This is a genomic window from Brevibacterium sp. UBA7493, from assembly GCF_002479565.1.
GTDB lineage: Bacteria > Actinomycetota > Actinomycetes > Actinomycetales > Brevibacteriaceae > Brevibacterium > Brevibacterium luteolum.
This window is the reverse complement of sequence record NZ_DLOD01000003.1, coordinates 531491-544278: the sequence shown is the minus strand read 5'-3', so window position 1 is coordinate 544278 and position 12788 is coordinate 531491. Positions and strand designations below refer to the sequence as shown.

The window sequence follows — 12788 nt, the reverse complement described above, 5'->3', positions numbered from 1 at the left end:
AGGGTGTGGGAGAGTAAGTCACCGCCGCAATTATCTTTAACCGAAGAGCCCTGACCACGGCGGTCAGGGCTCTTCGTCATTCACAGCATGGTGAACCGTCCTGGGTTTCGTTCCTAGATGGTTGGTAAAGACAGTTCATCGTTGGTGAGGCTTTCGGCGTATTGGGCTTCGACTTCTGCTGGTGTCTTGTAGCCCAGTGCTTCGTGCAGCCGGGTGGTGTTCCACCAGTGGACCCAGTTCATGGTCGCGAACTCGACATCGGTCAGGCTGTTCCAGGCCGGCTGGGAGTAGATCAGCTCGGCCTTGTACAGGCCGTTGACGGTTTCGGCGAGGGCATTGTCGTAGCTATCCCCGACTGTTCCGACTGATGGGGTGATGCCTGCGGTGATGAGGCGTTCAGTGTAGGCAATGGCAACGTATTGCGATCCACGATCGGGGCTGATGCAGGAACGGGTGACAGATGCAGTTTCCTGTTCAGGCCGTTAGCGTCAGCGCCTGCGTGAGTAGTTTCTCCTCGTAGGCGACCGGGGTCAATTTCTCCAGCCCCTTCTGCTTCCTCCTTCGGTGATAGGTCCTCTCGATCCAGGAGACGATCCGCATCCGCAGCTCTTCCCTGGTCCGCCACGGCTGCGCGTCGAGCACGTTGTTCTGCAACAGGCTGTAGAAGGATTCCATGGCTGCGTTATCCCCGGCGGCACCGACTCGACCCATGGATCCGACTAGGCCGTGGTATTCCAATGCGCGGAGGAATTTCTTCGCTCGAAATTGCGATCCTCGATCGCTGTGGACGATGCATCCGGCCACCTCAGCCCCGGTGCGGGCCCGGTTGGCAATGGCGTTGTTCAGTGCCCGTACCGCCAGCGAGGCCTTCATCCTGCTATCGATGCTGTAGCCGATGATCCGCCGTGAGCAGGCGTCCTTGACCGCACAGAGATAGAGCTTTCCCTCACCGGTGTGGTGCTCGGTGATATCGGTCAGCCACACCTCGTTCAGAGCCTTCACGGCGCTGAACTGCCGGGCCACTAGATCATCGTGAACCGGTGGCCCGGGGCGAGTGCCCTTACCCTTGCGCCGACGGCTGATCACCGAGAACACCCCCTGAGAGCGGCAGAGCCGCCAGGCGGTGCGGTGGGCCATCGGGTAGCCGGCTGCTTCTGCTTCATCGGCTAGGTATCGATACCCGAACTCAGGATCCTCTCGGTGAGCATCGATCAGGGCATTGAGCCGGTGGGCCTCTTCCCACTCGGTATCGCTGATGGGGTTGGCCAGCCACCGGTAGTAGGGCTGGCGGGCGATCTTCAGCACCCGGCACGTCACCGCCACAGGGATTCCCGCAGCGGCGAGATCGCGTACGAGCGGGTACTTCATTTTGACCGAATCTGAGCTTGACCGAAGTAGGCCGCAGCCCGGCGCATCACCTCCAGCTCCTGCTCCAGGCGTCGGATCTTGCGGTTGGCAGCAGCCAGCTGGGACTTCTCATCGGTAGTCGGTCCAGGCTTACGGCGCTCAGTGTTGCCGGAGTCTAGATCGGCTTGGCGCATCCACTTGGTCAACGTGCCTTCATGGATGCCGAAGTCCTTAGCGACCTCAGCGATCGTGACATCATGATCGCGTTGCTGAGCAACACGCACCACATCGTCTTTGAACTCCTTCGGGTAAGGCTTGGGCATGATGACAATCCTTCCAGGCACGGGGTGACCGAGCCAGATCAGTTGTCACCTATCCCTGCATCAGCCCCATCGGAGTGATGGACTAGTTCAGCAATGCCTGTGGTCGCGGTGTTCAGCGCGTGCTCTAGCGCTTCTAAGGACAGCGCGTGCGTCGTCATCGATGATCTGGTCGCCCAGCCGGCGATGCGGCGGGAGTACGCATCGATGACGAACGCGGTGTACACGAAGCCATACGATGTGCGCACATACGTGATGTCAGCGACCCACAGCCGGTTCGGGGCCGGTGCTTTGAAGTCTCGCATCACCAGATCCGGGCGCTCATCCGGTGTGCGCCCGGGTACCGTGGTGCGCGGTTTCCGGCCGCGAACCACGCCGCTGATTCCGGCCTGACGCATCAGCCGTGCGACCTGGTCACGGCCGATCTTCCAGCCGCTTCGGCGCATCGCGTGCCACATTTTGCGAACGCCGTAGACCCCGTAGTTGCGGGCATGCAGGTCCTTGATCACCACGGTCAGTTCCCGATCCCGGATCTGACGTTCGCAGGCCGGTCTGGTCTTCGCGGCCCGATAGCCACGCGACGTCATGAATCCACCCTCGCGTGCTGCAAGTGTGCGGCAGATGAGCTCGACTCCGAACTGATCACGGTACATATCGATGTAAGCAATCATTTCGGCGAGGGGCGGTCGAGCTCGGCTGCAAAAAACGCTGAAGCAGTCTTCAGTATCTCGTTCGCCCGTCGCAGCTCACGATTCTCACGCCGCAACCGGCGCAGCTCTTCAAGCTCATCCGTTGTCGCGCCCGGCTCAGTGCCGGCATCACGTCTGGCCTGCTTCAGCCACCCGCGCATCGTATGCGGTGAGATCCCAAGTTTCGTTCCCACCGCCTGCGCGGCCGACCACTGCGAGCACTGCGTGTCCTGAAGATGATCCTCCATCAAACGCAACGCCCGCTGCTTGAACTCCTGGGTATAGACAGTTGGCATGATCCAATTCTCCTTCAATCAGTAGAACGGAACGAAACCCAGGACGGTTCATGGTCTGCTGACCATGCAACACATCGACTCGTCGACCGGAGCCCGGTTCTATCGATCACCGGGTGCGCATACTCTTAGGGCATGGATCGAATTACGTTTCTCACCGGCGCCGGGATCTCGACTGGCGCCGGCATCCCGGACTTCCGCGGACCGGAGGGGATCTGGACGAAGGATCCGGAAGCCGAGCTCACCTCGACCCTATCGCACTACCTCGGCAGCGCCTCCATCCGGCAGAAGGCATGGCAGTACCGTTCGCAATCGCGCTTCTGGGAAGCCGCACCGACGAAGGCCCACACCGCGATCGCCGACTTCGAAAAGCGCACCGGCCGAGTGCGCGGCATCATCACCCAGAACGTCGACGGACTGCACCAGATGGCCGGCAGCTCTCCTGAGCTCGTCCACGAAGTCCACGGCAATGTTCGCACCTGGCGGTGTGAGGACTGCCAGGTAACCGGGCCGATGCAGGAGATGATCGACCGGGTGCGTGCCGGAGAGATCGAACCGCGCTGCCCCGACTGCAGTGGGATCATCCGAGCCACGACGATCCTGTTCGGCGAAATGCTCGATGGAGACGTCCTCGATGCAGCCATCGACGCCGCCGAGGACTGCGAGGTCATCATCGCCGTCGGCACCAGCCTCAACGTCACCCCAGTGGCATCACTGTTCCCACTGGCCATCGAGAACGGCGCTGTCGGCTACATCGTCAATGCCGAGCCGACACCCTTCGACGCCTGGGCCGATGACGTCCTCGACGGAGACATCGAAGACGTCCTCCCGCCCCTGTTGTCCAAGCTCAGCTGAACCGACAGCTCAGTGCTCAGAAACTCCTGGAGCGGTGGGCAGCTGCAGGAATTCAGCGACCACCTCGGCGCCGGTCACTGTGACCTCCTCGTCGGGGCGGACGAGTCGATCCGGGGTCAGCAGCATGTTGTACTCACGCCCGACATGGGAGCCGCTGGCCGAGACGTCGATGACTGAGCCGTTATCGACATAGCCGACCTTTTCCGAGACCCGCCGGCTCGAGTTGTTCCCTTCGAAGTAGGACGTCGCAAGTTCGCAGGCGCCGAAATGATCGAAGCAGGTGACAGCAAGCGCCTGACGCATCCGGGTGCCGATGCCACGACCCTGATGCGTCTTACTCAGCCAGGATCCTGTGCCCACGGTGCGGCGCTTGGCGAAGGCACGAGCGCCAGCGCTTTGCACGCCGACAGCTTCGCCGTCGACGCGCACTGTGAGCTCAAGTGTCCATTCGTCGGGGTTCGTCGCAGCGCGGGTGCGCCAGTGGTAGGTCGCCAGGTTCCGGGCGACCTCGGCTGCAGTTCCCTGATCCCAATCAACAATGAATGCGCCGGGATGTGTCTGCACGCCTCCGGTGGCAAGGGCTGCCAATTCGGGCAGATCGGAATCGCGTACGGGGGAGAGGGTCATGTTCCCGCACGCGATCGTCAGTGCGTACGGCGGCCAGATCTCTTCAAGGGACATCACATCGGTGTGCTGCATGAGGTGAAGCCTAGCAACGGGACAGACGAATCGGGTCCGCATCGACGTGATGCGGACCCGATATCGGTGCCAGAGATCAGCTGCTGCGGCGGCGCGCCATCCACACAGCGGCACCACCGGCTGCTGCCAGCAGGGCTCCGAGGCCAGCCAGCGCGCCGATCTGGGCACCGGTGCGCGGCAGTCTGCCCTTGTCGTCATCACCGGGCTCATCGCTGGGCTTCGGCGAGGGTTCGGCCGACGGGCTGTCGGTCGGCTGCTGGGTCGACTCACCGGTCGGTTCCGTGGTGGGCTCGCCGGTCGGGTCGGTGGTCGGCGTGTCCGTCGGTTCACCCGTTGGATCATCCGTGGGCTCACCAGTCGGGTCGTCTGTCGGATCGGCCGTCGGCTCCTCGGTCGGGTCGTCTCCGACGAGGCTGGAGTCGACGGCGTAGAACGTCGTTGACCCGGTCACCTCATTGCCGACGATGAGCATGCCGGCATTGCCGGCCTCACCGGCGGTTGCAGCGCCATCGGCCTTGAGATCTGCCGAGGGGACGAAGACGATGCTCTCCGGACCGGAGTCCCCTGCCTCGGCGACTTTGTCCTCAGGCTGGACGGCGAAGTTGCGGTTGTTGACGTAGGTGACGTACTCGGACTTCGCCGGATCGGTGATGTCGTAGACGAAGATCCCGCCGATGCGCTCCATGCCGATGAACGCATAGGTCTTCTCACCGATTTGGCCGACCTCGATCGCCTCGGGCTCAGGGCCCTTGTCATCGGAGCGGTTGTCGAAGTTCGACTCGGAGTTGTTCGAGTTGAAGTTCTTCGGCAGCACCTCTGCGGTGATGCGCTCGAAATCATCAGCAGAGTCGAAGACCTGCTTGCCGTCGGTGTCGAAGATCGAGAACGAGCGACCGCCGACTCCGTAGATCGTCTCGTAGCAGCTGCCGTCTTCATTCAGCCCATCGGCCTTGGTGATCGTCAGGCGGCCGAGGTTCTCCTCCTTCTGCAGGTCCTCGATCGTCATCGGAGAGCCATCCGGGTTCGTCACGCCCTCGACGACCGATTCGCAGATCGGAGCCAGGCCCTTCTTCTCACTGCCGAGATCCTTGACCCGGATCTCCTCGGAGTAACCGTCCCAGTCGCGGGTGTCGCCCTCATTGGCCGTCAGCAGGTAGTCGCGTCCGCCGATCTCGATCGAGCGGATCGTATCCGGCTGCAAGAACGACTGCACCGGCCAGTTCGCCCGGTTGATCTTGTCATCCTTGTTCGACACATCGAAGGGCACCTCGGACACATCCTGGGTGCCCAGCGGCATGAGTTTCTCCGTCGTCGCCGAGGCGAGGTCGACCACTGCGATCGCATTGGCCTCCTGCAGGGTGACATACGCCTTGCCACCGATGACGGTGCTGTACTCGGGTTCGAGGTTCTCCGACACCGGGTGCTTCGGGGTGCCGGTGCCGGCATCCTCACGGCCGCCGAAGACGCGCACGCCCTCAGGCAGGGCGTCACCTTCGAAGGCCCGGAAGTCTGCAGTCTTGACATCCTCCTGGCCTGGAGCCTGGACCGCTTCGGGCAGGGCCACGACGCTGACGGTGCCCTCCGGATCGACCGAATAGTCCTCAGCCGGCTCACCCTCATTGGCGATGACCGCGTGCGTGCCCTCGTCATCGAAGACAACCGAATCCGGCAGTGCACCAGCGCGCACCGCACCCAGCGGCTTCGGCTCATCACCGGACAGATCGAAGAACCCGACCCAGCCGTCGTCGGTCTTCGTCGGCGCCTCGAGCGCAACGGCAGCCAGGCCGTCAGCACGCACCGCCACCGAGTTCGCCACCGCACCGGCTGGCACCGAGGCCCCGTCAGCAGAGCTCATGCCCGCTGTCTTCAGCTCGGTGACTGCGGTCGGCTTCTCCGGGTCGGAGGAGTCGAGGACCTGCACGGTGCCGGCTTCGGCGTTGACGACGAGCGTCTGCTGCTTGGCCGCGTAGTGGGCGACGATCTCCGCGGCCCCGGCGTCGAAGATGTCAGCGCGGTGCGATCCGAGCACCGAGAGCTCCACCTCGGCTCCGGGAGCCGAATGCGAGGTGAAGTAGTCGGGGTTGGCGGCCGTGGCAGGCATGAGGCCGACGGGAGCCAGGGCGGTGAGGCTGACGACGCTGAGCGCGGTCAGCCCCGAGATGAAGCGAGGCATGCAGGTTCTCCAGTTGAGAGCAGATGGGCAGATACCGACACTAGAAGCCCACGTGGGCGCTGAATTGAGAGGAAGATGACGCGGGCGTGAATTCTTTCCCGGCCGCACCGGGGCGATAGACTGGGCGGGCATCTCACCGACAGCCACATAGGGAGCACAGTGCCGAAGTCTGACGACGAATCACAGGACCGCCCGCGCCGCGACGACGGCGGGCATCAGCGTCCCCGCGGCGGCGGCAAGCACCATCAGAAGCCCCGCTCGCAACGTGATGATCGTGGCTTCGGCAACCGCGGCCGAGGTGGCAAGGACTTCCGGCGCGACGAGCGGCGTGATGATCGTCCTCGCGATGACCGCAGGCGCGATGGCCGCCGTGGTGGTGACGGCTTCCGCCGCGATGACCGGGGCCGAGGTGGCGAAGGGTTCCGCCGGGACGATCGGCGCCGCGATGATCGTCGTGGTGGCGAAGGGTTCCGCCGTGACGATCGCCGCCGTGACGATCGCCGCGGAGGCAACGACTTCCGGCGCGGTGATCGCCGTGGTGGCAAAGACTTCCGCAGGGACGACCGGCGTGGCGGCAAGGACTTCCGCAGGGATGACAAGCGCCGCGACGACCGCAAGCGCGATGATCGGGAGCGGGGCGGCACCCGCCGCGAACGCCGGCACGAGCCGGCCATCCCCGAGGGCATCACCGGCAAGGAGCTGCACTCCGAGGCCCGCCGGCAGCTGCGCCCGCTGGAGAAGACCAACGCCGAGGTCGTCGCCAAGCACCTCGTTGCCGCAGGCCAGCTCGTCGACGTCGCACCCGAGCTCGCCTACGAACACGCACAGGCTGCCCTCGGCCGTGCCGCCCGCATCGGCGCCGTCCGCGAAGCCGTCGGGATCGTGGCCTACCAAATGGAGAACTACGGTGAGGCGCTGCGCGAACTGCGCACCCACCGCCGCATCACCGGCTCGAACGACAACGCCGCACTCATGGCCGACTGCGAACGCGGCCGCGGCAACCCGGCGAAGGCCATCGAAGTCGCCGAGGAGTTCGAGGCAGCCGATCTCGACCCGTCGGTGCGCATCGAGCTGCTCATCGTCAAGGCCGGGGCCCACAGCGACCTCGGCGACAATGAGAAAGCCAAGACTGTGCTCAGCAGCGCCGGCTTCACCGGCCACCCGGCTGGAGCGACCGTGAGGCTGCTGTCGGCATACGCGGATCTGCTGCGCATCGACGGTGAGATCGAACTGGCTGACAAGTACGAGCAGCTGGCCCGCCGGACAGCGAAGATGAAGAACGTCATGTACGGCGACGAGGAGCCCGACCCCAACGCCGACGTCGAGATCATGACGATCGACGAGCTGCCCGACGAGGAAACCGACAGCGAAGACTCCGGCGACAGCGCAGACGAAACCGCTGCCGAGCCCGCAGCAGACGCTGAGACGGCAGACGACTCCGCTGGTGAAGAACCGGCCGCGGCGCCTGCCGCTGACGAAGCAGCCGACACGCCACCGGAAGAGCCCGCTGACACCGAGCAGCCGGACGAGCCGGCGGCTGACGATGCACGTGAGACATCTGCAGAGCCAGCCGACGCCTCGGGCGCGGACTCCGCTGCCGAGAAGGCCGACGAACCGGCCCCCGAGCCGGCTGCGCCGATGTCGTTCGAAGACGAGATCGAAGCCGAACTCGAGGAGATCCTCGTCGAGGCCGGCATCGAACCCGACGCCGGCACCCAGGCATCCGATGAAGAGGAGCCGCCGCAGGAGGAGACCCTTTTCTGAGGCCGTGAGCACCAGCCGTCTGCAACACCAGGAGGCACCCGAATGAACCCAGGCGCACCCACGACCACCGGTGAGCCGCTGCTGGCAGCCGCCGCCCACCTCGGCGACGTCGATGGCGTCCTGTTCGATCTCGACGGGGTCATCTACGCCGGTCCCGAGGTGGTGCCCGGGGCGCATGAGACGCTCACCCGGCTGGCCGAAGCGGGGATTGCATACGGGTTCGTGACGAACAACGGCTCGCGCAGCGCAGCCGACATCGCCGCCCAGATCCGCTCCTACGGCCTGCCGGCCGAAGCCGACCAGGTGACGACCTCGGCGCAGGTCGCTGCCCGGGCGCTGGCCGCCGAGTTCCCGGCTGCGGCCCCGATCCTGGCGATCGGCTCACCGGCACTGGCCGACTGCCTGCGCGACAGCGGCCTGAACCCGATCGCCGCTGACTCGGCTGAGACCCCGGTGGCCGTTGTGCAGGGCTTCCACCGCGAACTCAACTGGTACGACCTCGCCGCCGCTTGCGAGGCGATCCGCGCCGGTGCCGCCTACTGGGCGACCAACCGCGACATCAGCATGCCCACCGACCGCGGCCCGATGCCGGGCAACGGCTCCTTCGTGCGCATCGTCGAGACCATCACCGAGGTCACCCCGACCGTGACCGGCAAGCCCTCAGCCCTCATGATCTCCTCGGCCGCTGCCGCGATCGGGGTTCGCCGGCCGCTCATGATCGGCGACCGGCTCGACACCGACATCGCTGGCGGCAAGGCAGCCGGCTACCCGACAGCACTCGTGCTCACCGGCATCCACCAGGTCGACGACGTCGAGGCAGCCGAGTCCGGCTCCCGGCCCGACCTCATCCTGACCCGCCTGCCCGAGCTCTTCCTCCCGGCCGCCGACTCCCAGGAGAACCCATGAGTCAGCCCACCGCCTCGGGCCCGGCCGCCAGCCCCGCCGCAGCCGCCGGTGCCTTAGAGACCGCCAGCTGGCAGGAAGCCGTCGACGCCATCGACCAGGCGGATGACGCCACCGCCCTCGACCAGGCCGGACGCCTGCTCGAGGAGATGGAACGCGGCCTGTCCTCCCTATGAGCCAGCCGCTGCAGCGCATCGACGCGGCCCTTGTCACCCGCGGGCTGGCTGCCAGCCGCAACCGGGCGGCCCGGCAGATCGCGGCCGGCCATGTGCTCGTCAACGGCCAGCCGGCGCAGAAGCCCTCCCAGAAGGTCAGTGCTGCCGACGTCATCGAGGTCTCCGTTGAGGACCCGTGGGTTGCCCGCAGCGCCAACAAACTGCTCGGTGCACTGAGCGACTTCGGCCTCGAAGACTTGCCTGATGGTGCCGTGTGCCTCGATGCCGGTGCCTCGACCGGCGGATTCACTCAGGTGCTGCTCGCCGCCGGCGCCGCACACGTCTACGCCGTCGACGTCGGACACGACCAGCTGGCCGCACAGCTGCGCGCTCATGACCGCGTGACGAACATGGAGGGCACCAACCTCAGGCACCTGACCCGCGACCAGCTGTCCGGTCTGCCGGCAGACTCACGGGGTGTCGACCTCATCGTCGCCGATGTGTCGTTCATCTCCCTGACCCTGCTCATCGAACCGCTGTTGGCCGTCACCCGGCCCGGCGGAACCTTGCTGCTCATGGTCAAACCCCAGTTCGAACGCGGCCGCCACGCCGTGAACAAACATGGAGTCGTCACCGACCCAGCCGAACGCCAGGCCGCCATCGACACCGTCGCTGAGGCCGCCACAGCCGCCGGAGCCTGCGTCCACGGGTGGGTCGAGACCCAGCTGCCCGGCCCCAGCGGCAACCGCGAGTTCTTCATCCACATCACCCAAGCAGATTCCCAGGCTTGTACAGTTGACTGAGATCAGCGCGCCAGCCGGCAGCCGTCCAGGTCCCGGCGCACGTGCGGAGAAAGTCGAGACGACGAGGAAGGGGAGATACGTGGATCGCAGCATCGTCGTCGTACTTCACCCGCAGCGAGCCGACTCGCGCGAAGCAGCCCTGAGTGTGTGCCAGACGCTGCACTCCGATGGGATCCTGCCGGTCATGCTCGCCTCCGACTACGAGATGCTCCTCAGCCACATCGGCAGCCTCGTCACCCCCGTGAGGGTCTGCGACGACGACGCCATCGACACCGTCGAACGCGACTGCGAACTCGTCATGGTCTTAGGCGGTGACGGCACGATCCTGCGTGCGGCCGAGAAGTTCCGCCACCTCACCGTCCCGCTGCTCGGCGTCAATCTCGGACACGTCGGATTCCTGGCCGAAAGCGAACGCGAGAACCTCGACGTCGCCGTCCACCGGGCCGTCAGCCGCGATTACGACGTCGACGAGCGCATGGCCCTCGACGTGCGCGTCATCGCCGACGGCCGGGTCATCCACCGCACCTGGGCCTTGAACGAAGTGACGATCGAGAAGAGCGAAGACACCCGCATGATCGACGTGATCTTAGGCGTCGACTCCCGACCGGTGTCCTCCTTTGGCTGCGACGGCGTCATCCTCGCCACCCCGACCGGCTCGACCGCCTACGCCTTCTCCGCCGGCGGTCCGATCGTATGGCCGGATGTCGAAGCGCTGCTCATGCTGCCGATCTCCGCCCACGCCCTGTTCACCAAACCGCTCGTCGTCAGCCCCGACTCCCACCTCGGCGTCGAATTCCGGCCCTCCCAGCCGGGCATGCACGCCGGCCTGTGGTGCGACGGCCGCCACGAGATCGAACTGCCCGCAGGCGCCCGCATCGAAGCCCGCCGCTCGAAGACCCCGGTCGCGCTCGCCCGCCTGTCGGCCCGCCGGTTCGCCGACCGGCTGGTCGCGAAGTTCCAGCTGCCGGTCACCGGATGGCGCGGCCCCAGCCACACTGCTGACACGAACGCCGTGCCGGTCGTCAGCACCGAGGAGCAGCAGCGAGGAGATCGATGATCTCGAGTCTGCGCATCGAGAACCTCGGCGTCATCTCAGCAGCCGACATCGACCTCGGCGCCGGTCTGACTGTCGTGACCGGTGAGACCGGTGCCGGCAAGACGATGTTCGTCACCGCCCTCGACATGCTCACCGGCGCGCGTGCCGAACCCCGCGTCGTGCGGGCAGGGGCCGAGAAGGCGATCGTCGAAGGGATCTTCGACCTAAGCGACCAGCCGGCCGAGGCGCGCGAGCAGCTCACCGACCGCATCGACGAAGCCGGGGGAGAAGCCGACGAAGAGGCCATCCTCACCCGCAGCATCCCCGCCGATGGACGCGCCCGGGCGACAGCCGGCGGACGCACCGTGCCGCTGGCCGTGCTCAAGGACGTCGGCGACGCGCTCGTCTCCATGCACGGCCAGTCCGAGCAGATCACCCTGCGCTCTGCTGCCAAACAGCGCGCACTGCTCGACCGATACGGCGGCACCGCGATCGCCGATGCGCTCACCAGCTACCAGCAGGCCTTCAAACGCTGGCAGGAGCTTGAAGCCGAAGCTGCCCGCCTGCGTGAGACCGCCTCTGAACGCGCCGCCCGCATCGCCTATCTGACCGAGAGCCTCGAGACCATCGACGCGGTCCGCCCGGTCGAAGGCGAGGACGAGGAGCTCAAAGCCCTCGCCGCCCGGCTCGGCGCCGCCGAGGACCTCAAACGGGCCGTCGGCACCGCCCATGACGCACTCGCCGGCAGCGACTGGCAGGAGACCCACAACGCCCTCGACGCCGTCGAACAGGCGATCGCCGACGTCACCCGGGCTGCGCGCACCGACGCCAGCTTGGAGGCCCACGTCGAGGCGCTGACCGATGTGCGCATCCGGCTGACCGACACCGCCACCGAGCTCTCGGCCTACGTCGCCTCCTTCACCGACCTCGAAGGCCAGTCCCTGGAGGACACCGAGGCCCGCCGGGCGGCGCTCGGGTCGCTGTCGGCTTTCGGAGCCGACGTGAGCGAGGTGCTCGCCTTCGAGACCCAGGCCGGGGCTGAGCTGCTGGAGCTGCAGAACGCTGAGAGCTCCTCGGCCGGGATGGATGATGCGGTGGCAGCCGCCGCCGAGGCGGTCGCTGAGACCGGAGCCCGGCTGCGTGAGCTGCGCGAGCAGGCGGCAGAGGAGTTCGCGACCGCTGTCTCCGCTGAGCTGTCGGCCCTGTCGATGCCGCGGGCGAGGATCGTCTTCGACATCGACGAGGCTGCCCCGCACAGCCTCGGCACCGATGCGGTGGCGATGCTCTTCAGCGCCCACGACGCGGCCGCCCCCGGGGAGATCGGCAAGCTCGCCTCCGGCGGTGAGCTCTCGCGTGTCATGCTCGCCATCGAAGTCGTCAAAGCCGCCAAGGACACCTTCCCGACCTTCGTCTTCGACGAGGTCGACGCCGGCGTCGGCGGCAAGGCCGCCATCGAGATCGGCCGCCGGCTCGCCCGCCTGGCCGCCCACTCCCAGGTCATCGTCGTCACCCACCTCGCGCAGGTCGCCGCGTGGGCCGATACGCACATCACCGTCGTCAAAGACGACCAGTCCGGCGGGGCCGTCTCCGGGGTCACCGCCCTCGACCGTGCCGGACGCGAAGAGGAGTTGGCCCGGATGCTCGGCGGGATGGCCGACTCCGGTTCGGCACGCGCCCATGCCGTCGAACTCATGGACACCGCAGCTGAGGCGAAGGCGCAGTTCTGACATGCCGCATGCGACAATGGCGGC

Annotated in this window: 13 protein-coding genes and 1 pseudogene; 7 read left to right on the top strand and 7 right to left on the bottom strand. The window is 66.2% G+C overall.

Annotated features, from left to right (window positions below):
* Nucleotides 1–113: 113 nt before the first annotated feature.
* The 4 genes and pseudogenes from B4E96_RS03810 to B4E96_RS03795 form a co-directional block, all read right to left on the bottom strand.
* Nucleotides 114–434: pseudogene (locus tag B4E96_RS03810) on the bottom strand (integrase core domain-containing protein); the annotation flags it as partial.
* A gap of 40 nt (nt 435–474) precedes the next feature.
* Nucleotides 475–1670, bottom strand: a protein-coding gene (locus tag B4E96_RS03805) for an IS3 family transposase (RefSeq protein ID WP_243743463.1) whose coding sequence is annotated in 2 segments (ribosomal slippage) — nt 475–1383 and nt 1386–1670 — 1194 coding nt in all. Because the reading frame shifts where the segments join, the coding sequence is not laid out codon by codon here.
* Nucleotides 1671–1708: 38 nt separating this feature from the next.
* Entirely contained in the window at nt 1709–2320 is a 612-nt protein-coding gene (locus B4E96_RS03800; RefSeq protein ID WP_286956430.1) for an IS3 family transposase, read from the bottom strand.
* Nucleotides 2321–2334: 14 nt separating this feature from the next.
* Nucleotides 2335–2652: a transposase gene (locus tag B4E96_RS03795; RefSeq protein WP_102163255.1), complete on the bottom strand. Its 318-nt coding sequence runs from the start codon at nt 2650–2652 to the stop codon at nt 2335–2337.
* A gap of 132 nt (nt 2653–2784) precedes the next feature.
* Between B4E96_RS03795 and B4E96_RS03790 the strand changes: the two genes are divergently transcribed.
* Nucleotides 2785–3504 carry an SIR2 family NAD-dependent protein deacylase gene (locus tag B4E96_RS03790; RefSeq protein WP_259846832.1) on the top strand — a complete coding sequence of 240 codons (720 nt, stop codon included), beginning with the start codon at nt 2785–2787 and terminating at the stop codon, nt 3502–3504.
* A 9-nt stretch (nt 3505–3513) separates the two neighbouring features.
* Here the strand turns inward: B4E96_RS03790 and B4E96_RS03785 are convergent, their stop codons facing one another.
* From B4E96_RS03785 to B4E96_RS03775, 3 genes are all read right to left on the bottom strand, one after another.
* Complete coding sequence (locus B4E96_RS03785) at nt 3514–4203, bottom strand: GNAT family N-acetyltransferase (protein WP_254220830.1); 690 nt, start codon at nt 4201–4203, stop codon at nt 3514–3516.
* Between the two features lie 76 nt (nt 4204–4279).
* Nucleotides 4280–6376: a choice-of-anchor I family protein gene (locus tag B4E96_RS03780; protein WP_286956428.1), complete on the bottom strand. Its 2097-nt coding sequence runs from the start codon at nt 6374–6376 to the stop codon at nt 4280–4282.
* Between the two features lie 180 nt (nt 6377–6556).
* Nucleotides 6557–7270: a hypothetical protein gene (locus B4E96_RS03775; RefSeq protein WP_102160662.1), complete on the bottom strand. Its 714-nt coding sequence runs from the start codon at nt 7268–7270 to the stop codon at nt 6557–6559.
* Between B4E96_RS03775 and B4E96_RS03770 the strand changes: the two genes are divergently transcribed.
* From B4E96_RS03770 to recN, 6 genes are all read left to right on the top strand, one after another.
* A complete protein-coding gene (locus tag B4E96_RS03770; RefSeq protein ID WP_286956427.1) occupies nt 7259–8140 on the top strand; it encodes a hypothetical protein in 882 nt (293 codons plus the stop codon). The two genes, B4E96_RS03775 and B4E96_RS03770, sit on opposite strands and share 12 nt — an antisense overlap.
* A gap of 42 nt (nt 8141–8182) precedes the next feature.
* On the top strand, nt 8183–9046 hold the full coding sequence (locus tag B4E96_RS03765; protein ID WP_286956426.1) for an HAD-IIA family hydrolase: 864 nt from the start codon (nt 8183–8185) through the stop codon (nt 9044–9046).
* Complete coding sequence (locus tag B4E96_RS03760; RefSeq protein WP_180964684.1) at nt 9043–9219, top strand: hypothetical protein; 177 nt, start codon at nt 9043–9045, stop codon at nt 9217–9219. Before B4E96_RS03765 ends, B4E96_RS03760 begins: the two co-directional genes overlap by 4 nt.
* On the top strand, nt 9216–10001 hold the full coding sequence (locus B4E96_RS03755; RefSeq protein ID WP_102160655.1) for a TlyA family RNA methyltransferase: 786 nt from the start codon (nt 9216–9218) through the stop codon (nt 9999–10001). Before B4E96_RS03760 ends, B4E96_RS03755 begins: the two co-directional genes overlap by 4 nt.
* 79 nt (nt 10002–10080) lie before the next feature.
* Nucleotides 10081–11058: an NAD kinase gene (locus B4E96_RS03750; RefSeq protein WP_180964683.1), complete on the top strand. Its 978-nt coding sequence runs from the start codon at nt 10081–10083 to the stop codon at nt 11056–11058.
* The gene (recN, locus tag B4E96_RS03745) at nt 11055–12764 is read left to right on the top strand and encodes a DNA repair protein RecN (protein ID WP_286956424.1); all 1710 of its coding nucleotides are present in this window, start codon (nt 11055–11057) and stop codon (nt 12762–12764) included. The genes B4E96_RS03750 and recN overlap by 4 nt, the downstream gene beginning before the upstream one ends.
* The last annotated feature ends 24 nt before the right edge of the window (nt 12765–12788 follow it).